The organism is Novosphingobium arvoryzae (assembly GCF_014652615.1).
GTDB classification, from domain to species: domain Bacteria; phylum Pseudomonadota; class Alphaproteobacteria; order Sphingomonadales; family Sphingomonadaceae; genus Novosphingobium; species Novosphingobium arvoryzae.
This window is the reverse complement of record NZ_BMZD01000010.1, coordinates 1-26,841: the sequence shown is the minus strand read 5'-3', so window position 1 is coordinate 26,841 and position 26,841 is coordinate 1. Positions and strand designations below refer to the sequence as shown.

Here is a 26,841-nt window from a genome sequence, read left to right as displayed (position 1 = left end):
GTGCCGGGGATGCACTGCGCCGGATGCATGGCGAAAGTCGAACGCGCGCTGGGCGCGGTGCCCGGCGTGGTTGCCGCGCGGGTCAACCTGACCGCGCGGCAAGTGCGGGTGGAGCACGATCCCGCGGTGACGATGCCCGCGCTGATGGATGCGCTGGGCAATGTCGGCTTTGCCAGCCAGCCGCGGGGCGAGGAACTCGCGCCGCCGCCCTCCGCCGTGAAGCCGCTGCTGGCGCCGCTGGCGGTGGCGGGGTTCGCCTGCATGAACGTGATGCTGCTGTCGGTCAGCATCTGGTCGGGCGCGGACGGATCGACCAAGGTGCTGTTCCACTGGCTCTCAGCGCTGATCGGGGTTCCGGCGATCCTCTATGCGGGGATGCCGTTCTTCACTTCGGCGTGGAGCGCGCTGAGCAAGCGCACCACCAACATGGACGTGCCGATTTCCATCGGCGTCACGCTGGCGACCGCGCTCAGCCTGTATGAAACCGCCACGCACGGCAAGGATGCGTGGTTTGACGGCACCCTGATGCTGCTCCTGTTCTTGCTGGCCGGGCGCGCGCTCGACGCGGCGATGCGCGATCGCGCGCGCGCCGGGGTCGATGCCCTGCTGCGCCAGGCCGCACCGGGGGCGATGGTCGTGGCGCGGGACGGGGGGCTGGAATGGCTGCCCGCGACCGACCTCGTCCCCGGACTGGTCATGCGGGTTGCCGCTGGTGAGCGCCTTGCCGCCGATGGCGAACTGATCGCCGGGGCCAGCCGGTTCGACCAGTCGCTGCTGACCGGCGAAAGCGCACCCGTGACCGCCGGCGTGGGTGATCCGGTGCTGGCGGGCACGCTCAACATCGATGCGCCGGTCGACGTGCGCGTCACGGCCGCCGGGCAGGGCACGACGCTGGCCGAAATCGCGCGGCTGATGGAAGCGTCAGGGCAGGTCCGCTCTGCCTATGTCCGCATCGCCGACCGGGCCTCGCGGCTCTATGCCCCCGCCGTGCATACGCTGGCGGCGCTGACGTTTGCGGGCTGGATGATTGCCGGGGCGGGCGTGCACCAGTCGCTGGTCATCGCCATTGCGGTGCTGATCATCACCTGCCCCTGCGCACTCGGCCTTGCCGTGCCGGTGGCGCAAGTGGTGGCGTGCAGCGCGCTGATGAAGCAGGGCGTGATGGTGAAGGACGGCAGCGCGCTGGAGCGGCTGGCAAGCGTGGACCGCGCGTTGCTGGACAAGACCGGCACGCTGACGATGGGTCGCCCGCTGCCCGATCCGGCCACGCTGGACGCGCTCCCCGCCGATGCGGCGGCGGTTGCGCTGGGGCTCGCCTCGCACAGCCGCCATCCGCTGTCGCGCGCGCTGGTGGAAGCACTGGTCGCGCGCGGGGTCACGCCGGCCGCGCTCACCGACGTGCAGGAACAGGCCGGGCAGGGCGTGCGCGCACAGTGGAACGGCGCGGCCGTGGCGCTGCACCGGCCCGAAGCCGCCAGCGGGATTGCAACCGCGCTGGATATCGCCGGCCAGCCGGCGCGACTGATCACCTTTGCCGACCGCCTGCGTCCCGAAACGGACCGGGCGCTTGCCGAAATGCGGGCGCTGGGGATCGAACCGGCGATCCTGTCGGGCGACAATGCCGCTGCCGTGGCCGATGTGGGGCAGGCCACCGGGCTGACCGCGCAGGGCAATGCTTCCCCCGCCGACAAGCAGGCCGCCATCGCCGCGCTGCAAGCGGATGGGCACAAGGTGCTGATGGCGGGCGACGGGCTTAACGATGGCCCCGCGCTGTCGGCGGCCAACGCCTCGATCGCGCCAGGCACCGCCAGCGACGTTGGCCGCCAGACGGCGGACTTCGTGTTCCTGGGCGATGCGCTGACGGCCATTCCCCGCACGATCCGCGCCGCGCGCCGGACCATGCGCGTGGTGCAGGAGAATTTCGTGCTGGCAATTGGCTACAACGTGCTGGCCGTGCCGCTGGCGATGGCGGGTTATGTCACCCCGCTGATCGCGGCGGCGGCGATGTCGACCAGTTCGCTGATCGTGATCGCCAACTCGCTGCGGCTGGTGAGGGCGGCGAAATGAACGGGCTGGCGGTCTTGATCCCGATTGCGCTGGGGCTGGGGATGTTCGGTCTGTTGGCGTTCTTCTGGGCGCTGAAGCGCGGACAGTTCGAGGATCTGGACGGCGCCGCCGCGCGCATCCTGATCGATGACGAGGGCGACGAAGCGCCCAGGGATGCAGTCTCCGGGGACGAGCAGCCATGAAGCGCTCGGTCGTGCACTTCGCGATGCTGGCGCTGGTTCCCGCCGCGTTCAACCTGGCCGGGCCGGCTGCCGGCGCGACGATGATGATGCCGCTGTGCACCGGCGACGGGCTGGTGCGCATGGTCGAAGTGCCGCTGGACGGTCCGCGCGCGCCGGGGCAGGACCAGTCCAACTGCTGCGTCAAGGGTTGCCATGCCAGCTGCTCGCGCAAGCGCGACGGCAAGCCGGACGACGACGCCGCGGCCTGATTCGCGCAAATTTGAGCAGTCGCAATGTTTGAGCCGATGGCATCTGCCACACAGCTTCCCATGTGGCCTTATCATCCCGATCTTCTGGCAACGCCGGTGCCGCGTTACACCAGTTTCCCCACGGCGGCGGAATTCACCGCGTCCGTCGGGGCGGCGGATGCCGATGCGGCGCTGCGCCGCGCGGCGGGCGATGCCTCGCTCTATGTCCACATCCCCTATTGCGAGCAGATCTGCTGGTATTGCGGCTGCAACACCGGGGCGGCGAACAAGAAGCACCGGCTGGCAAGCTATCTCGATGCGCTGCACCGCGATATCGCCATCACGGGCGCGCGGCTGGACGGGCGGGTCGACGTGCGGCGGATCGCGTTTGGCGGCGGCAGTCCAAACGCCATCGCCCCCACCGATTTCGTCCGGCTCGTCGATGCGCTGACCCTGCACATGGCGCTGGTCGATCCGGTGCTGTCGATCGAACTGGACCCGCGCACGCTCTCGCCCGAATGGGGCCAGGTGCTGCAATGGATCGGGGTGACCAACGCCAGCATGGGCGTGCAGACTTTCGCGCCGGAATTGCAGGCCGCGATCGGCCGCATCCAGCCCGACGCCGACATTGCCCGCGCGACCGACATGTTGCGCAAGGCGGGCGTCACCTCGCTCAATTTCGACCTGATGTATGGCCTGCCGGGGCAAACGCTGGAGCAGCTGGAAGCGACCTTGCGCCGCACGGTGGAGCTGGGCGCGGACCGGATCGCGCTGTTCGGTTATGCCCACGTGCCGCACATGCTGCCGCGCCAGCGCCGGATCGATGCCAGCGCGCTGCCGGGGCAGGATGAACGCTTTGCCATGGCGGACTTCGGCTATCGCCTGCTGACGGGGGCCGGCTATGTGCCGATCGGGTTCGATCACTTCGCGCTGCCCGGCGATCCGCTGGCCCGCGCGGCGGCGCAGGGGCGCGTGCGGCGCAATTTCCAGGGCTTTACCGATGACGCCGCGCCCAGCCTGATCGGGCTGGGGGCTTCATCGATCAGCTGCTTTGACGACGTGCTGTGGCAGAACGAAAAGAACGCCGGCCGTTACCGGATGCTGCTGTCGCAGGATATCCTGCCCGCAACCGGCGGCGTGCGGCGCAGTGCGGACGACCGGCGGCGCGGCGCGGTGATTGAGGCGCTGCTGTGCAACGGCACGGCGCGGATCGATGCCGATCTGCTGGCCGAAGTCAGCGGACGGCTGGCCCCGTTCCTGGCGCGCGATCTGGCGGTGCTGGATGGGGGCAGCCTGTCGATCCTGCCGGGCGGACTGCCCTATGCCCGCACCATCGCGGCGCTGTTCGACCCCTATCGCCAGGATTCGGCGCGGCGGTTCAGCTCGGCGGTTTAGGCGGACCCTTTCACACACAAACACATCGTAATGCTGAACTTGTTTCAGCATCCATTTCTCAGCCCGCACTGTCCGTGCAGGAGGAGAGATAGACCCTGAAACAAGTTCAGGGTGACGATGCATGGTGACGGTGTGTGTCAGTGTGTGGGTTTTTGGCGACAGTTTTCTTCATATTGGAAGGCTGTGGCGTAACCCTCTTGCGGGCGCCCCCGCTTGCTGGCATCAGGCTGCGGCAACCAGCCAAAAAAAGAGAGCGACCGTCCCAAGGGATCAGTCGCTCCAGGTGGGGAGAACTGGTTGCGGTTCAGGCAAGTTCGGCGGTTTTTTCCGCTCCTGCGTTGCCTGCGGCGCGCGCTGCTTCGGTCTCCAGGACCATGACGGCGGCGGCCGTGTTGGAAATCGGAATGTGATAACTGCGGCTGACTTCGTGGACCTTGTCGCCCAGGGCCCCGCGCGCGGCGATCCAGTTGAGGATTTCCACGCCCTGCGTGCCCGACAGTTCGACGATTTCGTGCACCGAATGCCGGGTCAGCGCATCGGGATCGGCCGACAGGTTGTCCATGCAGAACAGATCGTATTCGGGGTTCATGAACCCGGCGCGTTCGCCGTCCAGCTGGTGTGAGAGGCCGCCCGTGCCCATCACCATGATCGTTTCATCGCCCTGCCATTCGGCCAGCGCCTTGCCCACCGCGCGGCCCAGGGCCAGACAGCGCTTGGCGCTGGGCAGCGGGTGCTGGACGGTGTTGATCGCGATCGGCACGATCTTCACCGGCGCTTCGCGGTCCGGCCAGGCCAGCGCGAGCGGGATGGAGGCGGCGTGATCGACCAGCATGTCCTGGCAGGTGGTGATGTCGAATTCTTCCGCAACCAGCTTTTCGATGATCGCCCAGCTGAGTTCGGGATGCCCCGGTGGAACCGGGAAGGGCGGCAGGCCCCAGCCTTCGTCCTCGTTGCGGTATTGCGCCGCCGCGCCGATGGCAAAGGTCGGCATCTTGTCGAGGAAGAAGTTCAGCCCGTGGTCGTTGTAGAACATGATGACCACGTCGGGCACCTGTTCGCCCAGCCATTCGCGCACCGGCGGCCAGGCATCGAAGAACGGCTTCCAATAGGGTTCGTTCTGCGCGCCGCGATGGATTGCGCCGCCGATGGCGGGGACGTGGCTGGTAAAGACGCCGCCGATAACCTTAGCCATGGGCCATCTCCTTGGTGGGGATCGCCGCCGCGTTGTCCAGCAGCATCTGCTTGAAGGCGTCCACGGTCATGCCGGTCTGCTGCGCGCCGACGTCCTGCACGTTGAGGCCGAAGATCCCGGCCAGCTTGGCGAGGTAATAGATGTTGCCGCCCGCTGCCATCATCGCCAGCACGTTGCGCTTCGCCACCGCGTCGCGCTGTTCGGCAGTCAGGCCGAAGCGGGCGCAATAGGCGTCTTCGTCACGCAGGAAGGCGTCGCGATTGGCAGCCTCGTTGAAGGAAAAGCACATCGCGTTGAGCGCGTAGCCCTTGCGCGCAGCAGCACCGTCGAAAATGTGCGTACCGGGTATAGCGGTGCTGGCCATGAGCAAATCCTTTCCTTGAAACAGGATATGCCCCCGGTCCGACCCCATGCACCTTGACCAAGATCAAACATCGCAAATTTTTGTATGCCGCGCTTACAAATAACCGCGCTTGACGCTGGCGGAGGCGGCTGCTTGTGCGAACGGGTAACGATAAAGACGAGAGGAATGGCGATGCAGCTGTCAATGGCGGGCCGGGTGGCCCTGATTACCGGGGCCTCGTCCGGGTTCGGCGCGCACTTCGCGCGGCTGTTCGTGCGCGAGGGCGCGAAAGTGGTGATCGGCGCGCGCCGGGTGGACCGGGTGGGCGCGCTGGCCGCGGAACTGGGCGACGCCGCACTGCCGCTGGCGATGGACGTGACCGACGAAGCCTCGCTGATCGCGGCTTATGACGCGGCCGAGGCAAAGTTCGGCACGGTCGACACGGTAATCTGCAACGCGGGGATCGCCCACGATGGCCGCTCCACCCACGTGCCGGCCGCGGACATGGCGGCGGTGGTGGCGACCAACTTCAACGGCGTCTACCTGACCGCGCGCGAAGGGGCGCGGCGGATGATCGCGGCCAACTTCAAGGAAACCGGGCGCGGGCGAATCGTGGTGATCGGGTCGATCACGGCGGAACTGACCGGGCAGGGCGAAAGCGCCTATGCTGCGACCAAGGCCGGGGTGGCGCATCTGGCCCGCCAGTTTGCGCGCGAATGGGTGCGCCAGGGGATCAACGTCAACACGATCCAGCCCGGCTATATCCAGACCGAGATCGCCGGGGACTGGTTCCAGACCGAAGGCGGCCAGCGCCAGATCGCCAGTTTCCACCGCCGCCGGATGTGCCCGATCGAAGCGCTCGACGCGCCGCTGCTGTTCCTGAGCGGCGATGCCTCGGCCTGCGTGACCGGCGCGACGATCACGGTGGACGACGGGCAGGTGCTGTAAGCGGCGAAGCCTACTTCGCCAGTTCGGCCAGCATCGCGGGGGTCAGCACTTGCGGCAATTGCTGCGGCGCGCCCCCGCCAGCGGGATACCACACATAGAGCGGCACGCCCGCCGCACCTTGCGCCGCCAGAAAGCGGGTGATCGCGGGATCGCGCCGGGTCCAGTCGCCGCGCAGCACCACCACGCCCGCGCGCTCGAACGCGGCGCGAGTGTCCTCGCGCTCGATCGCGACCTGTTCGTTGACCTTGCAGGTCAGGCACCAGTCGGCAGTGAACCACGCGAACACCGGCTTGCCGCTGGCGCGCGCCCTGACCAGCGCGTCCTCGCTGAACGGCTGGGCGGGGAGGATGCCGGTGGCGGCGGCGCTGGGCGCGCGCACCACGGTCGGCAGGCCCAGCGCGGCGATGACCGCGATGGCGACCAGCCCGGCCAGCACCGGCTTGCCCCCTGACAGGCCGTGGCGCTGGCGCCGGCCCAGCAGCAGCAGCGCGCAGACCAGCAGGAAGCCCAGCAACGCGGCGGACAGGGCAAAGGCCGATCCGGCGACCCGGCTGGCCAGCCAGACCAGCGCCAGCGCCGTCAGCCCCATCGGCACGGCCATCGCGCGGCGGAACCACACCATCCACGCGCCGGGGCGCGGCAGCATCCGCCGCAGCGCGGGGACGAAGGCGATGGCAAGGAACGGCAGCGCGAGCCCAAGCCCCAGCGCGCCGAACAGCAGCAGCGCGGGCAGGGTCGGCAGCAGCAGCGCCGCCCCCATCGCGGCGGCCATGAACGGCCCGGTGCAGGGCGTGGCGGCAAACGCGGCGAGCAGCCCGGTGGCGAAGGCGCCCTGCGGCGATCCGGCGCTGGCAAAGCCGGGCACCGCAAACTCATACAGGCCCGCGAGGTTGGCGGTGATCGCCACCGCCACCAGCAGCAGCGTGGCAACGACCAGCGGTTCCTGCAACTGGAACGCCCAGCCCACTTCCTGTCCCGCCGCGCGCAGGCCCAGCATCAGGCCGCCCAGCGCCAGACAGGCCAGCACGACCCCGGCGGTATAGGCCAGCCCTTCGGCGCGGGCCTGTGCCTCGCTCTCGCCCGCGCGGGCGAGGCTCAAAGCCTTGAGGCTGAGGATCGGGAACACGCAGGGCATGACGTTGAGCAGCAGGCCGCCGGCCAGCGCGGCCAGCACCAGCATCGCCAGCGGGGCGCTGGAACGCGCTTCGCCCACCGGCTCTCCGCCCGGTTTCACTGCGCCGGGTGCGGCGGTCAGCGTCACGCCGTCGCCCGCGCCGTTCAGGCGCAACACCGCGTTCAGCGCGCCCGGCTGGGCGGGGGCGATCTTCGCGCGGTCGAGTTCCACCACCAGCAGGTCGCCCTGCCGGAAGAACTTCTGCGGTGCGGCGTAATCGACCACGCGGTCATCGCCGAGGAACAGGTGCGGCGAATCGAGCTGGACGGCGGCGGGCAGGGGAATGCCGATGCGCACTTTCGCCCCGTCCCACGCAAAACTTGCCGGGCTGCCCAGCGGCGCGGGCAGGGCGGCGCGCCAGGCATCGAAGCGGGCATCGCGCCCTGTTCCGACAATGCCTGTTCCGACAGTGACCGTGGTGGAGAGCCGCCCCTGTTCGGGCACGCAGACTTCATCGGTGCAGGCCAGCCAGGTCGCATCGACCGCCACGTCCAGCCGCTGCCCCGGCGCGGCATTGGCGGGCAGGGTCAGCGGGACGAGTACGGCATAGTCATGTTCGTAAACGTGGTTCATCAGCCCGGAAATCAGCAGCGTTTCCGGCACCGGGTATTGCAGCGCGCCCGCTTTCGCGCCGGCCGGCAGGGTCCATTCCAACCCCATGCCCAGCCCCGCATCGCCGGGGTTCTGCCAGTAGCCGTGCCAGCCGGGCTTGGGCTGCATCACGAATGCCAGCGTTATCGTCTGCCCCGGCGCGCCCGGTCCCTCGGCCACGAGGCTGGCGGTGATGTTCGGCTCGCGCGCGAGCGCTTGCCCCGGCAGGGCCAGCGCCAGCACTTGCAACATCACTGCAACAAGCCACTGCCACAGCGGCCGGGCCGGTTGTCCGGATTGCCAGCCGTGCCCGCGCTTGCGGGCGGGGCGGGCGGCGGGCATAGGATTTGCTGATGCGTTCACGTGCGCTATTTGCCTGTGCCGTGGCCATCCCGCAAGCGCGCCCTTGGGCCGTAGCGGGGCGGTCGGGCCAGGTAGCGCCCCAACAGGATTGCCCGATGCGCCGTTTCCCCCTGATCGCCGCCCTTGCGCTTGCTACCGCGCTCTCCTCGCCCGCACTGGCCGATGAAGCGCCCGCGCCTGTTGCCGCGCCCCAAGTTGCCCCCCAGCCTGCTCCAAAGCTGGTGCTGGCGATCTCGGTCGACCAGTTCTCCGCCGACCTGTTCGCCCAGTATCGCCGCCATTACACCGGCGGGCTGAAGCGGTTGCAGGAAGGGGCGGTGTTCCCATCCGGCTATCAGTCGCACGCCGCGACCGAGACTTGCCCCGGCCACTCCACCCTGCTGACCGGCACGCACCCGGCGCGCAACGGGATCATCGCCAACAACTGGTTCGATCCCGGCATCGCCCGCGCGGACAAGCGGATCTATTGCTCCGAAGACCTCAGCGATCCGGCCAGCACCTCGCGCGATCCGGTGGTGTCCGCCAGCCTGCTGAAAGTGCCCACGCTGGGCGAATGGATGAAGCGCGCGAACCCGGCCAGCCGCAACGTCGCCGTATCGGCCAAGGACCGCGCCGTGGTGATGATGGGCGGGCACCAGATCGACGCCGGATACTGGTGGAAGGGCAGCGCCTTCGTCACCTTCAAGGGGCGCGAGCTGTCCCCCGCCGTGCAGGCGCAGAATGCCGCCGTGGCCAAAGTGCTGAAATCCGGCGCGCCCGCGCTGAACCCGCGGCCGTGGTGCGGCGCGCAGGACCGGGCGATCGCGGTCGGCAAGTCCACCGTGGGCACCGGGCGGTTCAAGCTGGAACCCGGTGCGAAGGGCGATGCTTTGCGCATTTCGCCGCGTATGGATCAGGCCACGGCCGAGCTCGCGATCCGGCTGGTCGATGAAATGAAGCTGGGGCAGGGCGCCGCGCCCGATCTGCTCTCCGTCAGCCTTTCCGCGACCGACTACATCGGCCACGCGGTCGGCAACGAGGGCGTGGAAATGTGCATCCAGATGGCCGAAGTCGATGCCGCGATCGGCAAGCTGCTGGCGCACCTCGACGCGCGCGGGATCGATTACGCGGTGGTGCTGAGCGCCGACCACGGCGGGCTGGACGCGCCCGAACGCTCGAACCAGCAGGCGCTGCCCGCCGCCGTGCGGGTGGACGATGCGCTGCGCCCGGACCGGCTGGCCAAGGCGATCACCGCGCGCACCGGCATTTCCGCCAAACAAGGCCCGCTGCTCTATGCCGATGGCGCGTCGGGCGATTTCTACGTCAATCGCGGGCTTTCGGCGCAAGAGAAGGACCGCGTGATCGATGCGCTGGTCTCCATTGCCCGCGCCCACCCGCAAGTCGCCGCGGTCTACACCAACGGCGAACTTGCGCGGATGCCGATGCCGAGGGCCAACGCGCAGGACTGGAGCATTCTGGACCGCGTCCGCGCCTCGTTCGATGCAGAGCGTTCGGGCGATGTGCTGATCCTGCTCGACCGCGCGGTCACGCCGATCCCGGAACCGATGCCGGGCGCCTATATCGCCACGCATGGCAGCGTCTATGACTATGACCGCCGCGTGCCGATGCTGTTCTGGCGCAAGGGGCTGACCCCGTTCGAACAGGGGGCCCCGGTCGAAACGGTCGACATCGCGCCGACGCTGGCCGCGCTGGTGGGCGTCAAGACGCCGGACGGCACATGGGACGGCCGCTGCCTCGACCTCGATGGCGGGGAACGGGATACTTGCGCGGTCAAGTGAGCCGCTTTTCTTAGTCATTGCGAGCGTAGCGAAGCAATCCAGAGCGAATTGCGCGCACGCCCTGGATTGCTTCGCTACGCTCGCAATGACGAGGGGTGTTTGTCCCGACCTGCCCAAAAGTCGGTAAAATTGATCTTTGCCCTACGAAGCGGGATCAAGGCGTCCTACATAGCGGGCCGACTCAAGCAGCAGGTTGAACCATGACGGACAAGCGCGATCTCGTGATCCTCGGCGGCGGCCTCGTCGGCATGACGCTGGCGCTGGCAGCGGCGAAGCAGGGCATTACCAGCCACGTCGTGGACAAGGCGCTGCCGGAGGACCTGACGGCGGAAGGCGTCGATGGCCGCGCCTCGGCGATTTCGACCGCCAGCTGGAACCTGTTCTGCAATATCGGGCTGAAGGACCGGCTGGAGCCGCTGGGCTGCGCGATCGAGGCGATTGCGGTGACCGATGCGATGCGCCCCGGCCGGATCGATTTCAAGCCGCAGGCCGATGAAGGCACGCTGGGCCGGATGTATGCCAACCGCGACATCCGCCTTGCCCTGTTCGAGGCCGCGCGCGGCGAAAGCGCGATTGCCTGGCACAGCGGGGTGGAACCGGTGAAGCGGGACCGCGGCCCGCACGGCGTGGCGGTGACGCTGAGCGACGGGCGCGTGCTGCAGGGCAGCCTGCTGGTCGGCGCGGAAGGGCGGCAATCGCCAACCCGGCTGGAATCCGGCCTCAAATCCGCCAAGTGGGACTATTCGCACCGCGCGATGGTGACCGCGATCACGCATGAACAGCCGCACGGCGGGGTGGCATGGGAAATCTTCTTCCCGGCGGGACCGCTGGCGCTGCTGCCGTTGCTCGACCTGCCCGATGGCCGTCATCGCAGCGCGGTGGTCTGGACCGTGGGCGAAAAGGATGCCGCCGGGGTGATCGCGCTGCCGGACGCGGCGTTCCTCAACGAAATCCAGCGGCGGATGGACGGGATCTTCGGCGCAATCGAACTGATCGCGCCGCGCATGGCCTATCCGCTCAACTTCCACCATGCGGGCCGCATCGTGGCGGACCGGCTGGCGCTGGTCGGCGATGCGGCGCACGGGATGCACCCGATCGCGGGGCAGGGCCTGAACCTGGGGCTGCGCGATGTCGGCACGCTGGTGCAGGTGCTGGCCGACGGGATGCGGCTGGGGTTGGAACCGGGCGATGCGCAAGTGCTGGCCCGCTATGAACGCTGGCGCAGCGTCGACAGCCTGACCGTGATGGCCGCGACCGACGCGCTGGTGCGGCTGTTCGGCATTCCCGGCCGGCTGCCCAGCCTGGTGCGGCGCATGGGCATGGGCGTGGTCCAGCGCACTGGCTGGCTGAAGAAGTTCTTCATGGAAGAAGCGCGCGGCATGTCCGGCGACTTGCCGGAGTTGCTACGCGCCTAGAGTATTTTCCACTACCGTGGAATGCCGCACCATCCGAACCGTCTGGTTTGGATCAGACCCTAAATCGGTTTCGCGGGGACGGTGCCGTGCGCGGCAGCCTTGGGGGCAGGGTTCGCGGGGGCTGGTGCAGCGTCCACTCCCGGCTGCTCAACCGGTGCGCCGCTCGCGGTTTTGAGCCGCTGCGTATCGATCAGCGCGGTCGTCTCGATCAGGTCCAGCGCGCGCTGGCCAGCGGCATAGCGGCGGGCGGCATTGGTCCATTCGCCTGCGGCGGCAGCGCCGGGCAGGCGCTCCACATCGGCCAGCGCGGCGTCGATCTGGCCGGTGCGCAGCAGCACGCGGATGCGCTCCAGCCGCTGTTCGGGGCGGGCCGAGGGGCCGTCGCCGTGGCGGATCACGAACAGGCCGGAAAGCTCGCGCGTGAACTGGTCCCAGCCGGATTCGCCGCGCGGCGCGTTGATCAGGGTGGGGGCGAGGGCATCGAACTGGCCCGCCAGCCGGTCCAGCGTGACGGGGTTCTGCGCGGTGTCGATCACGGTGGCGACCGCGCCCGGCTGGGCCTCGCCAAAGCGCAGTTTCAGCTGGTCGGCCAGATAGCCCAGCGGCGCGCCGCGTTCCAGCGCGCGGCGGGCGGCGAAAGCCACCAGCAGGGCTTCGGCGCGGGCCGTGTTGCCCTCGCTTGCGGCGGCTTGCAGGTCGATCCGGGTCAGGCGCTGCTCCAGCGCGGCGATCCGCTGGTCCATCCCCCCCAGCGCGGCATCCTGCGCGGCTTCGGACGAAGCGGCGGCAGTGGGGCTGGCGGCGGGCTTGGGCAAGTTGGCAAAGCTGGCGCTGGCACTCGCCGGGGCAGGGGCGGCGTCATTCTGGGTCAGCGTGATCCGGCCATCCCAGACCAGCCAGCCGACCAGCGCGGCCCCGCCGATGAACGCCAGCAGCGAAGTTCCCAGCACGGCCCGCAGCGAAGGCCCGCTGCGCCGCGCGGCTGCGGCGGCCTGCGAGCGGGTGAAGTAATCATCTGGCATCTTGAGGTGCCGTCCTGTTCTTGCCTATCGACCCTTGGGACCGGGGTCTTGGCACATCTGGCGGGCCAATGCCAGTAGCGCGGTATCGTTGGGCAGGGCGGCCACGGCCACTTCGCCCCAGCCGCCTTCCGCCGCCTGGGCGATCCGCTGGCCCAGCGCCGCGATCCGCAGCGGGGCGCGGCGAATGCCGTGATAGACGCATTGCGCGGTCAGGTGGCGCACGGCCTCGGCCGAATGCACCGCGATGATCGCGGGCGCGCGCAGCCGCTCGATCAGCTCGGGCGGCATATCCTGCGGCTTGCTGGCATAGACCACCCGTTCTTCGATCCGCAGCCCCGGCGGCAGGTGCAGCGGCACGCGTTCATCCCCGGCCAGCCGCAGCAATCGCGCGCCGGAGGGGACCACGCTATCCAGTACCGCTTGCAGCCCGCCGCTGCCTGCTGCTGCGACGGCAAAGCCTGCCGCCCGCGCGGCGCTCGCTGTCGTTTCCCCCACGGCATAGACCGGCAGGCGCTTCAGCCCGGCCAGGCCGGGGCCGCCGTGGCGGAACACGTTGGCGCTGCCCGCCAGCAGCGCGTCGAAGCGCGCCGGATCGGGCGCTTGCCAGCTGCATGGACGGACCGCGAACAAGGGGTGGCCATGCACGTCCAGCCCTGCCGCCGTCGCCGCCGCGACCGTGGCGCTGCAGCCGGGTTCGGGGCGGATGACGATCAGCGGGACCACGGCGCGCTACTCTTGCGCCGGCCCGGAAAAGTGGGCCCGCACCGCATCCGGCGCGCGGTTGAGCAGCTCGGCCGCCAGCCGCGCCGGTCCCGCCGGGTCGCCAGCCGCAAAGCGCGTCGTCGCCTCCACTTTCTCCGCGCCGTCGGGGCTGTAGATCGCCGCTCGCAGGATCAACTCGCTGCCCTCGGCCGTGGTCAGCACGGCAATCGGGCTGTGGCAATTGCCGCCAAGGCCCGCCAGCAGCGCGCGTTCGGCAAACACCGCGTGGCGGCTCGGCAGGTCGTCGATGGCGGACAGGATCGCGCGGGTGGCGGTGTCATCGGCGCGGCATTCGATCGCGATGGCCCCTTGCCCCGGCGCGGGCAGCCATTCGTCGGCGGCCAGCGGATGGCCGGTGCCAGCGGCGTCCAGCCGGTTGAGCCCGGCGCGGGCCAGCAGGGTCGCATCGGCCTCGCCCGCGGCCAGCTTGGCGAGGCGCGTGGCGACATTGCCCCGGAACATCACCACCGTGCAGTCCGGGCGGGCGTGGAGCAATTGCGCGGCGCGGCGCGGGGCGCTGGTGCCCACGCGTGCGCCCTGCGGCAGGGCGCGGATGCTTTCAGCCCCGATCAGGACGTCGCGCACGTCCTCACGCGGGAGGATCGCGGCGATGGCGATGGCGGCGGGGCGGATCGTCTCGACGTCCTTCAGCGAATGGACCGCAAAGTCGATCTCGCCGTTCATCAGCCAGTGGTCCAGTTCCTTGGTCCACAGCGCCTTGCCGCCGATCTCGGCCAGGGGGCGATCCTGGATCTTGTCGCCGCTGGCGGTGACGGGGACGATCTCGATGGTCAGCCCCGGATGCGCGGCGATCAGGCGGTCGCGCGCCTCTTCGGCCTGGGCCATGGCCAGCGGCGAATTGCGCGTCCCAAGGCGCAGGGCGGTAAAGGGCGGTTGTGGACTCGAAGGCATGGCCGCTTGTCCTATTGCGCAATCTCTCTAAGGGAAAGGCGCGATGGGGATTGTCCTCGGAATTGAATCGTCCTGTGACGAAACGGCGGCCGCGCTGGTTGACAGCGAGCGGCGCATCCTTGCGCAGCGTATCGCCTCGCAGGACGAAGCGCACCGTCCCTATGGCGGGGTGGTCCCCGAAATCGCCGCGCGCGCCCATGCGGAGCGGATCGCCCCGCTGGTCGAGGCAACGCTGGCCGACGCGGGCATGGCGCTGGACGATGTGGACGCGATTGCCGCCACGGCGGGGCCGGGGCTGATCGGCGGGGTGATGGTCGGCCTCGTCACGGCCAAGGCGCTGGCGATGGCATCGGGCAAGCCGCTGATCGCGGTCAACCATCTGGAGGGCCACGCGCTGTCCCCCCGGCTCGCGGATGCCACGCTCGCCTACCCCTATCTGCTGCTGCTGGTGTCGGGCGGGCATTGCCAGGTCCTGCTGGTTGAGGCGCTGGGGCGCTACCGGCGGCTGGCGACCACCATCGACGATGCGCTGGGCGAAGCGTTTGACAAGACCGCGAAGATCCTCGGCCTCGGCTATCCCGGCGGCCCGGCGGTGGAGCGGCTGGCGCGTGAGGGCAACCCCCGTGCCGTGCCGCTGCCGCGCCCGCTGGTGGGCAGCGGCGAACCGCACTTTTCCTTTGCCGGCCTCAAAAGCGCCGTGCTGCGCGCGCATCAGGCGGGAACGCACAGTGCGGCCGATCTGGCGGCCTCGTTCCAGCAGGCCGCGATCGACTGCGTGGTGGACCGCACCCGGATTGCCCTGTCGGCGGTAAGCAGCGCCACCGCGCTGGTCGTGGCGGGCGGAGTCGCCGCCAATCAGGCGATGCGGGCGGCGCTGGAGCAATTGGCGGCGGAGTTCGGCCTGCCCTTTGTGGCCCCGCCGCTGGCGCTGTGCACCGATAACGCGGCGATGATTGCCTGGGCCGGGGTGGAACGGCTGGGGCAGTCCGACCCGCTCGATTTCGCGGCGCGCCCTCGCTGGCCGCTGGACCCCGATGCGCAGCCAGTGCGCGGAGCAGGAGTAAAGGCATGACGGCACAAATCGGCGTGATCGGCGCGGGCGCATGGGGCACGGCGCTGGCGGAGAGCCTCGCTGCGGACGGCACCGAAGTGCTGCTGTGGGCGCGCGAGCCGGAACTGGTCGCGGAAGTGAACGCGCAGCACACCAACAGCCTGTTCCTGCCCAGCGCACGCCTCTCGCCGAGCGTGATCGCCACCAACGCGCTGGCCGACATGGCCGCGCTGCCGGTGCTGCTGGTGGTCGTGCCCGCGCAGCATCTGGCGCGCGTGCTGGCGGACCTGCCCGATGCCCCCCCGCAGCTTGGCCAGCGCGATCTGGTGCTCTGCGCCAAGGGGATCGAGGCGGGGACCGGGCGGTTGATGGGCGATGTTGCCGCCGCCGCCGCGCCGTCCGCGCAGCTGGCCGTCCTGTCTGGCCCCACGTTCGCGCACGAAGTGGCTGCTGGCCTGCCGACCGCCGTAACGCTGGCCTGTTCGGGCGGGCAGGCGCAGTGGGAGCGGCTCGCCCCGCTGCTCTCGCGCCCGGCGCTGCGGCCCTATTATTCGGACGACGTGATCGGCGCGGAAATCGGCGGGTCGGTCAAGAACGTGCTGGCGATTGCCTGCGGCGTGGTTGACGGGCTGGGGCTGGGTCAGAACGCCCGCGCCGCGCTGATCGCGCGCGGCTTTGCCGAAATGCTGCGGTTTGGCCTGGCGCGCGGGGCGCGGGCGGAAACGCTGACCGGCCTGTGCGGCATGGGCGATCTGGTGCTGACCTGCTCATCCACGTCCAGCCGTAACTTCTCGCTCGGCAAGGCGCTGGGCGAGGGGATGAGCGCGGCCGAGGCGCTGGCGGGCAAGAACAGCGTGGCCGAGGGCGCGCATACCGCGCCGGTGCTGGCCGACCTGGCCCGGCGGGACGGCATCGCCATGCCGATCGTCGATGCGGTGTGCAAGCTGCTGGCGGGCGAGGCACCGGCCCGCGCGGTGGTGGCCGAATTGCTGGCCCGCCCGCTCAAGCCCGAACAGGAACACGCCGGGTGAGCGACGCCGGGCAACAGGATATCCAGGCGCTGGCCAAGGGCGGGCGCACCAATTTCCTGGGCTTTGTCCTGCGCCTGGGCGGCACGGCGCCGTTCCTGTTCATTGCCGGGCGGTTTTACGGGGTCGAGGCGCTGGGCCGCTATGCCTCGGCGCTGGTGGTGGTGGAGCTGGTCGGCCAGCTCTGCGCGCTGGGGCAGCGCCGGGGGCTGGCGCAGCGCCTGTCCGAAGACGATCGCGACGCCTCGCACGTGGTTGCCGATGGCCTGACGCTGACGCTGATGCTGTCGCTGCTGGCGGCGGCGGTGCTCTACCTGTTTCCCGCGCCGATGTTTCCCAGCGGCCAGTTCAACGAATGGGACCGGCTGCTGCCCGTGGCGATCATCGCCGGGGCGCTGACCGACGTGGCGCTGGCAGGGCTGGCCTATCGGTACAACGTGGCGGCCACGGTGCGGGCGCGCTCCATCGTGGAGCCGTGGACGCAGACGCTGGCGGCGGTCGCATTCCTCTTCATCCTGCCCGAAGCCGGGCTGGCGCTGTCGTTCATCCTGGCCAAGCTGGCGGCGCTGGCGGTGTCGCTCTGGCCCTTGCTGCGGATGTATGGCCTGCCGCGCGGCTGGCACCCGCACCCGATGCGGATCGGGCGGCTGGCGGTGCAGTCCATGCCGCTGGCCGGGGCCGACCTGGTCGAATGGGGCACGCGCAAGCTGGACATCGCGCTGCTGGGCATTTTCACCAGCCCCGCCGCCGTCGGCGTCTATTACGCGGCGCAGCAGGTCGCCTCGCTGCCGCAAAAGCTGAAGACCAGTTTCGAGCCGATCCTGGGCCCGGTCATCACCCGCAACTTGCGGGAAGGCAATCTGGCGGCGATTGCCCGGCAGGTCTGCCAGGTGGGCTTCTGGATCATTGCTGCGCAGGCGGGCATCGCGCTGGCGCTGGGCATTCCGGGCGAGGGCGTGATGGGCCTGATCGGGCCGGAGTTCGTCGGCGGCACCGGCGCGCTGGCGTTCCTGCTGGCCGCCGAAGTCGCCGCCGCGACCGCCGTGGTGAGCGAGGCGGCGTTGGTCTATGTCGCGCGGCTGCGCAACTTGTGGGTCTCGCTCGCGACCATCGCGGTGCAGGCTGTGCTGACCGTTGGCGGGATCATGCTCGCAACCCGGCTGGGCCTGAACGACAACTTCCGCGCCGCTGCCGCCGCCGCCGCGCTGTTGCTGGCGCTGGGCATGGCCTCGGTGGTCAAGGCGTGGATCCTCTCGCGGATCCTGCGCGAGCCGGTCAATTCGTGGCGCTGGCCGCTGGTCTGGGCTGCCGCCCCGGCCACGCTGGTCGGCTGGGCGGCAACGCAGTTCCTGCCCGAATGGGCCGAGCTGGCGTTCGGCATCCCGGCGATCCTGGGCGTCTATGGCTTTGTCATCTGGCACAAGGGGTTCGGCCCCGAAGACCGCGTGCTGTTCCGCCGCAGCGTCGGGCCCAAGCCTACGGATACGGCGCAGCCATGACGCGGCTGCGCGTGCCATTTCTGGTGATTGCCGGTGCCGCGGCCAGCGGCGTGCTGGCCTTTGCCAGCCAGATCGCCCACGGCCCCGCGCTGATCGCCGGGATCGAAGGGCGCGCTGCGCGGGCTATCGCCGCCAGTGGCGGGGGCGATGTGACCGCCCGGTTCCGCACCGCGAACGGGTGGCTGACGCGCCACCCGGTGCTGGACGGGGGGCGCACGCTGGACCCGGCGGTCCGCGCGCGGGTCGCGGCGGCAGTGGCCGCGCAGCCGGGGGTGGGCGGAGTGCAGTGGTCGTTCGACCCGGCCCGCCGCCCGGTCGATCCGGCCTTGCGGCAGGGCGGCTTGCGCTGTCAGGGCGATGTCGATGCGATCCTCAAGACCCGCACGATCCGCTTTGCGGAAGGGCGCGCCACGCTCGATCCGGCCAGCGTGACCCTGCTGGATGAAGTTGCCGCCGCGCTGCGCCCGTGCCGGGGCAGCATCATCGCGGTCACCGGCCACACCGATGCGCAAGGGGCAGAGGAAGCCAATGTCGCGCTCAGCCTCGAACGCGCCCGCACCGTGCGCGAGGCACTGGTCCGGCGCGGCATCGCCCGCGCGGACCTGCGGGCGCGGGGGATGGGTTCGGCTGAGCCGGTCGCCGGGCTGGAACCGGATGACCCGGCCAACCGCCGCATCGAGTTTTCCGTGGTGTCGCCGGTTTCGCTGAAGCCGACGCCAATCGACACGCCGGGACCGGGTTAGGAACACGCGATGCCGTTGTGGATCGAACTGCTGCTGCTTATCCTGCTCACGTATTTGTTGGGCCTGGCGCTTGGCTGGGCCATCTGGGGACGTTCGGAATGATGACTGTGATCGAAGCCAACTGGGTGGTATTCGCGCTGGCGCTGCTGATCGGACTGGCGGTGGCATGGTGGCTGTTCGGCCGCGCCTCGACCGCCCCCCGGCGGGATCGCCGCCCCGATGTGCTGGACGAAGGCGCCGCGCCGGCCCAGCGCAACCAGGCCCTGATCGACGCCGCCCCCGCCGCGCAGATCGTCCCTCCGCCGCTGGGCGCCGCGATGGGCGGCATTGCCGAAGCGGTCGCCATCGGCGCGCAGGACGTGGTCGAGGAAGCCGCCGCCACCGCCGCACCGCAGCCGGCAGCGGGCGATGACCTGTCGAAGATCAAGGGCCTCGGCCCCAAGCTGCAGGCGCTGCTCCCTACGCTGGGCATCAGCACTTATGCCCAGATCGCCGCCCTGACCGAAGCGGACCTCGCCGACCTCGACGCCAAACTCGGCGCCTTCGCGGGCCGCCCGAAGCGCGACAACTGGATGGAACAGGCCAAATACCTCGCCGCCGGGGACGTGGCGGGGTTCGAGGCGCAGTTCGGGAAGCTGTAAGCGCGGGGGGCTACCGCCCCCACTTCTGCTGTTTCTTCCCGAACCGCGTCTTGCGCGTGCCGGGCTTGCCTTCGTTGCTGCGGCCCACGATGGGCGCCTTGCGTTCGTGGTCCGGCAGGCCCAGTTCGGTTGCTTCCAGCCGGCGGATTTCGTCCCTGAGCCGCCCCGCTTCCTCGAATTCCAGGTCGGCGGCGGCGGCGCGCATGCGGCCTTCGAGTTCCTCGATATAGGCGCGCAGGTTGTGGCCGACGAGGTTGTTACGCTCGTCGTCCTCGATCTCCACCAGCACGCCGTCGCGGCTGGCGGTGTCGGCCACGATGTCGTGGATGTTGCGCTTGATCGTCTGCGGGGTGATCCCGTGGGCCTCGTTATAGGCCTGCTGCTTGGCGCGGCGGCGGTCGGTTTCGGCGATGGCGCGTTCCATGCTGCCGGTCATCCGGTCGGCATAGAGGATCACCCGCCCGTCGACATTGCGCGCGGCGCGGCCGATGGTCTGGATCAGCGACGTTTCGCTGCGCAGGAACCCTTCCTTGTCGGCGTCCAGAATGCACACCAGCCCGCATTCGGGGATGTCGAGCCCCTCGCGCAGCAGGTTGATCCCCACCAGCACGTCATAGACCCCCAGCCGCAGGTCGCGGATCAGCTCGATGCGTTCCAGCGTTTCCACGTCGGAATGCATGTAGCGCACGCGCAGGCCCGCCTCGTGCATGAACTCGGTCAGGTCCTCCGCCATCCGCTTGGTCAGCGTGGTGACGAGCGTGCGGTAGCCCTTGGCCGCCGTTTCGCGGCATTCGTTGATGCAGTCCTGCACCTGGTCCTCGACCGGGCGGATCAGCACCGGCGGGTCGATCAGCCCGGTCGGGCGGATTACCTGTTCGGCAAAGACGCCGCCCGATTGCTCCATCTCCCACGGCCCCGGCGTGGCGGATACGGCCACCGTCTGGGGGCGCATCGCATCCCATTCGTTGAAGCGCAGCGGGCGGTTGTCGATGCAGCTGGGCAGGCGGAAACCGTATTCGGCCAGCGTGATCTTGCGGCGATGGTCGCCCTTGGACATCGCGCCGATCTGCGGCACGGTCTGGTGGCTTTCATCGACGAACAGCAGCGCGTTGTCGGGCAGGTATTCGAACAGGGTCGGCGGCGGCTCGCCCGGCAGGCGCCCGGTCAGGAACCGGCTGTAGTTCTCGATCCCGGCGCAGCTGCCCGTCGCCGCGATCATTTCAAGGTCGAAATTGGTCCGCTGTTCCAGCCGCTGCGCTTCCAGCAGCTTGCCCTCGGCCACCAGTTCCTTCAGCCGCTCGGCCAGCTCGAACCGGATCGCGTCGGCGGCCTGCTTCATCGTCGGACCCGGCGTGACGTAGTGCGAATTGGCATAGACCCGCACGGAGTTCAGCGTGTTGCCCGCCTTGCCGGTCAGCGGATCGAATTCCACGATCTGCTCGATCTCGTCCCCGAACATGCTGATCCGCCAGGCCATGTCCTCATAGTGCGAGGGGAACAGTTCCAGGTTGTCGCCGCGCACGCGGAACGTGCCGCGCGTGAAGGCGGCGTCGTTGCGCTTGTATTGCAGCGCCACCAGCTTGCGGATCAGTTCCCGCTGGTCGACCGTCTCGCCCGCCTTGATGTCAAAGATCATCGCCGAATAGGTCTCGACCGAGCCGATGCCGTAGAGGCACGACACCGACGCGACGATGATCACGTCATCGCGTTCCAGCAGCGCGCGGGTGGCCGAATGGCGCATCCGGTCGATCGCCTCGTTCACCGAGCTTTCCTTCTCGATGTAGGTGTCCGACCGTGGGACATAGGCTTCCGGCTGGTAGTAGTCGTAGTAGGAGACGAAGTATTCCACCGCGTTGTCGGGGAAAAAGCTCTTCATCTCGCCATAGAGCTGCGCCGCCAGGATCTTGTTCGGCGCGAGGATCAGCGCGGGCCGCTGCGTCGCCTCTATCACCTGCGCCATGGTGAAGGTCTTGCCCGATCCGGTCACGCCGAGCAGCACCTGCGTCGCCTCGCCCGCGTTCACCCCCTCGACCAGATCGGCAATCGCGCTCGGCTGGTCCCCGGCGGGCTGGTATTCCGACACGATCCGGAACGGCCGGCCCGCCTCGGACTTTTCCGGGCGCGCGGGCTTGTGCGGCACGAAGTTGCCTGAGGTGTCGGGTTCTTCAAGGCCCCGGCGGATGATGAGTTCGGCCATGGGGGCTGTATGGGGAACAGACCGGGGACATGCAAGGCGGCCCTTGCGGCCATGCGCGGCGGCGATATGCTGATCCGGTGCCTGCCAGACGGGAGACTGCATCCCATGCCGATACCGCGATCCGCCGCCCGGCCAGCCGCAGCCCACTTGGCCGCCGCCCACTTGGCCGCCGCCCACTTGGCCGCCGTGCTGCTGGCGCTGGCTCCGCTGCCCGCGCTGGCGAACGCCGCGCCGCTGGCGCTGACCGGCCCGCTGGCCGCTGCCGTGGGCCAGACCGCCGCCACCCCCGGCATCGATGCGGACGAGGCCGCCGCGATCATGGCCGCGATCATGGCCGGGTCTGCAAGCAACCCCGCCACCGCGATCAACGCGGAGGAGCAGGCCCTGCTGCAAGCCCTGTCCAAGGCGCGCGCGCCGTTTCCCGTCACGCTGGACGGACGGCCCGCCACGATCGGTCCGCTCCAGCCCGAAGCCGCGCGGTTCATGGACCTGATCTTCCGGGGCAACCCCAACGCCGGGGCGCAGTTGCAGGCAGGCAACCCGGAGCTGCAACTGCATCTCGCGCGGCTGTATGGCCTGCCGGATCAGGGCTCGGTCAATCAGGCGCGGATGCTGATGGCGACCGACCTGATGCAGGCGTGGCGCAACAGCACCGTCGGTAATTCCTATGAGCCGCTGCGGCAGAAGCTGGGCAGTGCCAACCGCCTCTACGAGGCCGCCGCGCCCGCCACCCGCAAATCCGGCCGCCGCCTGCTGTTCAGCGCGATGGACCTGGTCGACCGCCAGGCCAACGACAGCGTGCCGGATTTCCTCTACCAGTGGCTGAAGAACTGAGCGCGGTGCCGGCGCGCCTCAGCTGCCGGCGGCGAACCAGCGCGCCTTGAACCACAGCGCCAGGTTGACCAGCGCGATCAGCACGGGGACTTCCACCAGCGGCCCGATCACCGCGGCAAATGCCACCGGCGAGGCAAGGCCGAAGGCCGCGATGGCGACGGCGATCGCCAATTCGAAGTTGTTCGATGCCGCCGTGAACGACAGCGCCGCCGTGCGCGAATAGCCCGCGCCGATGGCCCGGCCCGCCGCGAAGGCCAGCACGAACATCACCACGAAGAACACCACCAGCGGCAGCGCCACGCGCAGCGCGTCCATCGGCAGGGCCAGGATCTCGCCGCCCTTCAGGCTGAACATGGCGACGATGGTGAACAGCAGCGCCACCAGCGTCAGCGGGCTGATCGCGGGCAGGAAGCGGTGTTCATACCATTCGGTGCCATGCGATTTCAGCAGGGTCCGCCGCACCACGAAGCCCGCCAGGAACGGCACGCCCAGATAGGTCAGCACGGCCTTGGCGATGGTGGCAAAGTCGATGTCGATCAGGTGCGCTTCCAGCCCGAAGACCGGGGGCAGCACCGTGAGGTAGAACCACGCATAGGGCACATAGAACACGATCTGGAACAGCGAATTGAACGCCACCAGACCGGCCACGTATTCCGCGTTGCCGCCCGCCAGCTGGTTCCACACCAGCACCATGGCGATGCAGGGGGCGATGCCGATCAGGATCAGGCCGGTCATGTATTCGCCCTGGTCCGGCAGGAACAGCGCGGCCAGCGCGAACATGAACGCCGGGGCGATGATCCAGCACAGCAGGAACGACAGCGCCAGTATCCGCCCATCACGGAACACCTTGCCCAGCTCCTCATAGCGGACCTTGGCCAGCGGCGGGAACATCATCAGGATCAGGCCCACGGCGATGGGAATGCTGGTGGAGCCCACCGACATCGCGTCCAGCGTCTGCGGAATGGCGGGGAACAGCGAGCCCAGCGCGATCCCCAGCGCCATCGCGGCGAAAATCCAGACGGTCAGATACCGGTCGAGAAACGACAGGCGCGGGGTTTCGAGTGCCAGCGTGGCCATCAGGCGGCTCCTTCCATCTGCCCGATCCGGGCGAGTTCGGCGGTCAGGTCCTTGCGGTCCATCGTTTCAAACGGCAGGTCCAGCATGGAGCGCACGCGCAGTTCCAGCCAGTCCCAGGTCTGGGCGAAGGCGGCATCGACGGCGGCGTCATCGCCGGTTACGTCGGCGGGATCGGGCAGGCCCCAGTGCGCTTTCAGCGGCGCGCCCATGAACACCGGGCAGGCTTCCCCGGCCGCATTGCCGCAGACGGTGATCGCCAGGTCGATCGGCGGGGCATCCGGCCCGGTAAATTCGTTCCAGCTCTTGGACCGGAACGGCGCGGGATCGATCCCCTTGCGCGCCAGCAGCCGCAGCGCGCCGGGATGCGGCACGCCCTTGGGCTTGCTCCCGGCGCTATGGGCCGCGATCCGCCCCGCTCCAAGCGATTGGAACATCGCCTCGCCCAGAATGGAGCGGGCCGAATTGCCGGTGCACAGCACCAGCACGGTAAAGGGACGGTCAGGCACGGGCACGCTCAGCAGCAGGAGGAGGAGGAGGAGGAGGGGGGGGAGGAGGAGGAGGGGGCGCAGGAGGACGGGGCCGGGGCCGCCATCTGCGGCGCACAGCACGCGCCGGCGGCGGCGTTGCTCGATGCCAGCGCGGCGAAATCGGGGCTGTCGCCATAGACCGTGCTGTCGCCATTGGTCAGGAACGCTTCCCACACTACGCCATCGGGATCGGCGATCCAGCTTTTCTCCGACTGGGCATAGCAGCAGGTCGTCGCGCCTTCTTCCAGCACCGGGCGATTGGCGGCTTTCAGGCGACCATAGACTTCGGCCAGTTCCGCCTGATCCTCCACCTGCATCCCCAGATGCTCGATCCCCTTGGCCGCGCCGCACTTTTGCGAGATCGCGAAGTTGATGCGCGGATCGTCCAGCATCCACTTGGCATAGTCAGCCTTCGTCACCGCCGGTTCGCTGCCGAACAGGCCGGAATAGAACGCAATCGAGGCATCGAGGTCGGCCACGCCGACATGGACATGAAAACGCTTCATGCGACATCCTTTCTGGGGGAATGAAGGGGCTTCGCAGGTGAGAGAACAGGGGGACAGGCCGCATCCGGGGCGCAACTGGCCCCGCCGCAGCAGTTTTCGGTCAGATAGCCCATCAGCAGGTTCATCGCGCCATAGTCCGCCGAATAGATGATCGACCGGCTCTGGCGGCGTTGCAGCACCAGCCCCGCATGGGCCAGCTGGGCGAGGTGAAAGCTCATCGACGACGCCGGAACCCCCAGCGCCTCGGCCAGCGCTCCGGCGGGCAAGCCCTCCGGCCCGGCCTGAACCAGCAGCCGGAACACCGCCAACCGATGCTCCTGCGCCAGCGCGCCCAGTGCTTTGATGACGGCAGTGGCTTCCATGACCTACTTTCCATGATTCGATGATTATGGAAATATCAAAACAGGAGCGGGAGTCAAGCGCCGGTCGGGCTTACCCTACCGCCGGGTCCCCGGCGGGCTGGTATTCCGACACGATCCGAAACGGCCTGCCCGCCCCGGATTTTTCGGGGCGCGCAGACTTGTGCGGCACGAAGTTGCCGGAAGTATCGAGTTCTTCGAGGCCCCGGCGGATGATGAGTTCGACCATGGGGCGGATAAGGGGGATCGGGGGCGGGAGGGGAAGGGGGGAAGCCAATGGTTCTACCGGTCGCTTATTTGCCGACAACGTCTAGTGTATTGGTTTTTAAAACTATATCAAAACATGAAGGATGGAGATGGCTATGCTGTTTGCGAATGACGCGAAACTCACTACCCTAGACGATACTGGTGGGGGTATTATCGCACTATACTTCGGGTATCAGGACGTCGGCGTTCCAGTGCTCGTCTCTGAAGAAGGTGGCTTCAAATGGATGTTCCGCCTCGCTGGTGAATATACAAACATGCGGGATGAGGGGGGAACGCCACTTCTGTCCTTTGGATTGGCGGCAGTTATATTTGATCCCACTAGGGTCCAAACCCAATCAGCCTCTTGAAAATCGGCGTGCACATTGATTCAGGGAGTCTCCGCTGAGGCAGGAGGCTTTGAGAATGTCGCGTTTCTTGTTCTGGTTATCGGATGACGCTTGGGCTGCAATCGAGCCGCACTTGCCGAAGAACCAGCCAGGAGCGCGACGGGTCGATGATCGCAGGGTGATCTCGGGTATCATTCACATGCTCAAATGCGGCGGTCGGTGGGCGGATTGCCCAGCTGAATACGGCCCATCGACGACCGTCTACAATCGCTGGAACCGGTGGAGCCGCCGGGGCATCTGGACTCGCATCCTGACGGCGCTGACGGAGGAAGGCTGGATCGCTGAAACCGGTCAGATCGATAGCAGCTACATCAAGGCCCACCGCAGCGCCGGTGGGGCAAAAGGGGGGCGCGAGCCAATGCCATTGGCATCTCGCGTGGCGGCCGGACAACGAAGATCCACGCCCTTGTCGATGTGCTGGGAAGACCGCTCCGCCTCGTCCTGACGCCTGGCAACACGTCGGATGTAAAGGGGGCAGACATGCTGATCGGCGAGACCGTCGGCATGAAGCGGGTGATCGCTGACCGTGGCTACGACGCCAACCGTATCAGGGCCGCCTTGCGCGAACAGGGCACGATCCCCGTGATCCCCGGCCGACGCAACCGCAAGCGCCCGATCCAATATGACGAACGTCGCTACAAGGACCGCTGGCGGGTGGAGGCCATGTTCTGCCGCCTCAAGGACTTCCGCCGCATCGCTACCCGCTACGACAAGCTCGCAAGAAACTTCCTGTCAGCCGTGAGCCTCGCAGTCGCCGTAGCCTTCTGGCTCTGAACGAGTCTGGACCCTAGTGCGATTGGCGATGGCGATTCTCTCGGCAGTGGCGCATTGATAATCAGTCCTGATGGTCCGGGGATATTCGAAAAGATAGGGCAAAGCTCCTATAATGGAGGGGGTATTACTTTGATCTCAGGCACCCGAAAGCCGTTTTTCAGAAACAGAAATGCGCCTGCATTCGCGCGATGGGCGATGGGGTACATGCGAGTAGGAGATTTCGTGACGGTGGCGAACGTTGACGCGAGCAATCGCATGTTGGTTCGTGACTAGGATGGCAAGCCTACCTTCAGCGTCTGAGTTGACCGCACTAGCGAGCCTTTTATCCCCTGGTTTCGTCATCTTATGGGTGAGAGGGCGGTTCAGAAATGCGCTTCAGCCAAAGCTAGCGGATCAGACGATCAGCTTTGCAATGGTATCCGTTGCGTATCAGGCGGCGATCAATCCCCTCTTCCATGCCGATGGTGGCGTCCCACTGCCAAGATGGACGCCTCGAAAAACTCTGGCGTTTGAAGGTCGGATTTGATTCACTTCGCCGACGAGGCGTCGGAGGCGGTGATGGCAGGGCAGCCGGGTTTCTT

Annotated in this window: 27 protein-coding genes; 14 read left to right on the top strand and 13 right to left on the bottom strand. The window is 68.4% G+C overall.

Annotation, left to right across the window (positions count from 1 at the left end; genetic code table 11):
• The first annotated feature begins 9 nt into the window (after positions 1 to 9).
• Genes IE113_RS14720 through IE113_RS14705 form a run of 4 tightly spaced genes read left to right on the top strand, consistent with a single transcriptional unit; the run spans position 10 to position 3,871 of the window.
• Positions 10 to 2,067 carry a heavy metal translocating P-type ATPase gene (locus tag IE113_RS14720; RefSeq protein WP_189542897.1) on the top strand — a complete coding sequence of 686 codons (2,058 nt, stop codon included), beginning with the start codon at positions 10 to 12 and terminating at the stop codon, positions 2,065 to 2,067.
• Positions 2,064 to 2,249 carry a cbb3-type cytochrome oxidase assembly protein CcoS gene (gene ccoS / locus IE113_RS14715; RefSeq protein ID WP_189542832.1) on the top strand — a complete coding sequence of 62 codons (186 nt, stop codon included), beginning with the start codon at positions 2,064 to 2,066 and terminating at the stop codon, positions 2,247 to 2,249. Before IE113_RS14720 ends, ccoS begins: the two co-directional genes overlap by 4 nt.
• Positions 2,246 to 2,497, top strand: a complete 252-nt coding sequence (locus tag IE113_RS14710; RefSeq protein WP_189542830.1) for a hypothetical protein — start codon at positions 2,246 to 2,248, stop codon at positions 2,495 to 2,497. The genes ccoS and IE113_RS14710 overlap by 4 nt, the downstream gene beginning before the upstream one ends.
• 60 nt (positions 2,498 to 2,557) lie before the next feature.
• Positions 2,558 to 3,871 carry a radical SAM protein gene (locus tag IE113_RS14705; RefSeq protein WP_189542828.1) on the top strand — a complete coding sequence of 438 codons (1,314 nt, stop codon included), beginning with the start codon at positions 2,558 to 2,560 and terminating at the stop codon, positions 3,869 to 3,871.
• A 304-nt stretch (positions 3,872 to 4,175) separates the two neighbouring features.
• Here the strand turns inward: IE113_RS14705 and IE113_RS14700 are convergent, their stop codons facing one another.
• Positions 4,176 to 5,063 carry a class III extradiol dioxygenase family protein gene (locus IE113_RS14700; RefSeq protein WP_189542826.1) on the bottom strand — a complete coding sequence of 296 codons (888 nt, stop codon included), beginning with the start codon at positions 5,061 to 5,063 and terminating at the stop codon, positions 4,176 to 4,178.
• Positions 5,056 to 5,427, bottom strand: coding sequence for a protocatechuate 4,5-dioxygenase subunit alpha (locus tag IE113_RS14695; RefSeq protein ID WP_189542824.1), 372 nt, complete (start codon positions 5,425 to 5,427; stop codon positions 5,056 to 5,058). Before IE113_RS14695 ends, IE113_RS14700 begins: the two co-directional genes overlap by 8 nt.
• A 171-nt stretch (positions 5,428 to 5,598) precedes the next feature.
• Here IE113_RS14695 and IE113_RS14690 point away from each other — a divergent pair, with 171 nt between their 5' ends.
• Positions 5,599 to 6,354 (top strand): SDR family NAD(P)-dependent oxidoreductase, encoded by a 756-nt coding sequence (locus tag IE113_RS14690; protein ID WP_308430080.1) that lies wholly within the window; start codon positions 5,599 to 5,601, stop codon positions 6,352 to 6,354.
• Positions 6,355 to 6,364: 10 nt separating this feature from the next.
• Here the strand turns inward: IE113_RS14690 and IE113_RS14685 are convergent, their stop codons facing one another.
• A complete protein-coding gene (locus IE113_RS14685; RefSeq protein ID WP_229822572.1) occupies positions 6,365 to 8,371 on the bottom strand; it encodes a protein-disulfide reductase DsbD family protein in 2,007 nt (668 codons plus the stop codon).
• A gap of 206 nt (positions 8,372 to 8,577) precedes the next feature.
• On the opposite strand from IE113_RS14685, the gene IE113_RS14680 reads away from it, so the two are divergent.
• Together IE113_RS14680 and IE113_RS14675 are read left to right on the top strand one after the other, a co-directional pair.
• Positions 8,578 to 10,260, top strand: coding sequence for an alkaline phosphatase family protein (locus IE113_RS14680; protein WP_189542820.1), 1,683 nt, complete (start codon positions 8,578 to 8,580; stop codon positions 10,258 to 10,260).
• A gap of 200 nt (positions 10,261 to 10,460) precedes the next feature.
• Complete coding sequence (locus tag IE113_RS14675) at positions 10,461 to 11,675, top strand: FAD-dependent monooxygenase (protein WP_189542818.1); 1,215 nt, start codon at positions 10,461 to 10,463, stop codon at positions 11,673 to 11,675.
• A gap of 59 nt (positions 11,676 to 11,734) precedes the next feature.
• On the opposite strand, the gene IE113_RS14670 is transcribed toward IE113_RS14675, so the two are convergent.
• The 3 genes from IE113_RS14670 to hemC are packed head-to-tail and all read right to left on the bottom strand — an operon-like array spanning position 11,735 to position 14,371.
• Positions 11,735 to 12,697 carry a hypothetical protein gene (locus tag IE113_RS14670; protein WP_189542816.1) on the bottom strand — a complete coding sequence of 321 codons (963 nt, stop codon included), beginning with the start codon at positions 12,695 to 12,697 and terminating at the stop codon, positions 11,735 to 11,737.
• A 24-nt stretch (positions 12,698 to 12,721) separates the two neighbouring features.
• Positions 12,722 to 13,420 (bottom strand): uroporphyrinogen-III synthase, encoded by a 699-nt coding sequence (locus IE113_RS14665; protein ID WP_189542814.1) that lies wholly within the window; start codon positions 13,418 to 13,420, stop codon positions 12,722 to 12,724.
• Positions 13,421 to 13,426: 6 nt separating this feature from the next.
• Positions 13,427 to 14,371: a hydroxymethylbilane synthase gene (gene hemC / locus IE113_RS14660; RefSeq protein ID WP_189542812.1), complete on the bottom strand. Its 945-nt coding sequence runs from the start codon at positions 14,369 to 14,371 to the stop codon at positions 13,427 to 13,429.
• Between the two features lie 43 nt (positions 14,372 to 14,414).
• On the opposite strand from hemC, the gene tsaD reads away from it, so the two are divergent.
• The 5 genes from tsaD (at position 14,415) to IE113_RS14635 (ending at position 19,333) form a co-directional block, all read left to right on the top strand.
• Entirely contained in the window at positions 14,415 to 15,443 is a 1,029-nt protein-coding gene (gene tsaD, locus IE113_RS14655) for a tRNA (adenosine(37)-N6)-threonylcarbamoyltransferase complex transferase subunit TsaD (RefSeq protein ID WP_189542810.1), read from the top strand.
• On the top strand, positions 15,440 to 16,453 hold the full coding sequence (locus IE113_RS14650; protein ID WP_189542808.1) for an NAD(P)H-dependent glycerol-3-phosphate dehydrogenase: 1,014 nt from the start codon (positions 15,440 to 15,442) through the stop codon (positions 16,451 to 16,453). Before tsaD ends, IE113_RS14650 begins: the two co-directional genes overlap by 4 nt.
• Positions 16,450 to 17,949, top strand: coding sequence for a lipopolysaccharide biosynthesis protein (locus IE113_RS14645; RefSeq protein WP_229822553.1), 1,500 nt, complete (start codon positions 16,450 to 16,452; stop codon positions 17,947 to 17,949). Before IE113_RS14650 ends, IE113_RS14645 begins: the two co-directional genes overlap by 4 nt.
• Positions 17,946 to 18,692, top strand: coding sequence for an OmpA family protein (locus IE113_RS14640; RefSeq protein WP_189542806.1), 747 nt, complete (start codon positions 17,946 to 17,948; stop codon positions 18,690 to 18,692). Before IE113_RS14645 ends, IE113_RS14640 begins: the two co-directional genes overlap by 4 nt.
• Positions 18,693 to 18,793: 101 nt before the next feature.
• Positions 18,794 to 19,333, top strand: a complete 540-nt coding sequence (locus IE113_RS14635) for a helix-hairpin-helix domain-containing protein (RefSeq protein WP_308430079.1) — start codon at positions 18,794 to 18,796, stop codon at positions 19,331 to 19,333.
• Between the two features lie 10 nt (positions 19,334 to 19,343).
• Here the strand turns inward: IE113_RS14635 and uvrB are convergent, their stop codons facing one another.
• Positions 19,344 to 21,530: an excinuclease ABC subunit UvrB gene (gene uvrB / locus IE113_RS14630; protein WP_189542802.1), complete on the bottom strand. Its 2,187-nt coding sequence runs from the start codon at positions 21,528 to 21,530 to the stop codon at positions 19,344 to 19,346.
• A 105-nt stretch (positions 21,531 to 21,635) separates the two neighbouring features.
• Between uvrB and IE113_RS14625 the strand changes: the two genes are divergently transcribed.
• Entirely contained in the window at positions 21,636 to 22,364 is a 729-nt protein-coding gene (locus IE113_RS14625; protein WP_189542800.1) for a hypothetical protein, read from the top strand.
• Between the two features lie 18 nt (positions 22,365 to 22,382).
• Here IE113_RS14625 and arsB read toward each other — a convergent pair whose 3' ends face one another.
• The 5 genes from arsB to IE113_RS14600 all read right to left on the bottom strand — a co-directional run bounded on the left by arsB (position 22,383) and on the right by IE113_RS14600 (position 25,062).
• Positions 22,383 to 23,441, bottom strand: coding sequence for an ACR3 family arsenite efflux transporter (gene arsB / locus IE113_RS14620; RefSeq protein ID WP_189542798.1), 1,059 nt, complete (start codon positions 23,439 to 23,441; stop codon positions 22,383 to 22,385).
• Positions 23,441 to 23,947 (bottom strand): arsenate reductase ArsC, encoded by a 507-nt coding sequence (locus IE113_RS14615; protein WP_189542796.1) that lies wholly within the window; start codon positions 23,945 to 23,947, stop codon positions 23,441 to 23,443. The genes arsB and IE113_RS14615 overlap by 1 nt, the downstream gene beginning before the upstream one ends.
• A gap of 8 nt (positions 23,948 to 23,955) precedes the next feature.
• Positions 23,956 to 24,474 carry an ArsI/CadI family heavy metal resistance metalloenzyme gene (locus IE113_RS14610; RefSeq protein WP_189542795.1) on the bottom strand — a complete coding sequence of 173 codons (519 nt, stop codon included), beginning with the start codon at positions 24,472 to 24,474 and terminating at the stop codon, positions 23,956 to 23,958.
• Positions 24,471 to 24,836, bottom strand: a complete 366-nt coding sequence (locus IE113_RS14605) for an ArsR/SmtB family transcription factor (protein ID WP_189542793.1) — start codon at positions 24,834 to 24,836, stop codon at positions 24,471 to 24,473. The genes IE113_RS14610 and IE113_RS14605 overlap by 4 nt, the downstream gene beginning before the upstream one ends.
• 70 nt (positions 24,837 to 24,906) lie before the next feature.
• On the bottom strand, positions 24,907 to 25,062 hold the full coding sequence (locus tag IE113_RS14600; RefSeq protein WP_189542791.1) for a hypothetical protein: 156 nt from the start codon (positions 25,060 to 25,062) through the stop codon (positions 24,907 to 24,909).
• A gap of 440 nt (positions 25,063 to 25,502) precedes the next feature.
• Between IE113_RS14600 and IE113_RS14595 the strand changes: the two genes are divergently transcribed.
• Positions 25,503 to 26,260 (top strand): IS5 family transposase gene (locus IE113_RS14595; RefSeq protein WP_373297880.1). Its coding sequence is split into 2 segments (ribosomal slippage): positions 25,503 to 25,841 and positions 25,844 to 26,260, totalling 756 coding nucleotides; the frame shifts between segments, so codons are not numbered across the junction.
• 385 nt (positions 26,261 to 26,645) lie between these two features.
• On the opposite strand, the gene IE113_RS16330 is transcribed toward IE113_RS14595, so the two are convergent.
• The coding region (locus IE113_RS16330) for a hypothetical protein (protein ID WP_229822551.1) at positions 26,646 to 26,841 on the bottom strand (196 nt) is incomplete at its 5' end.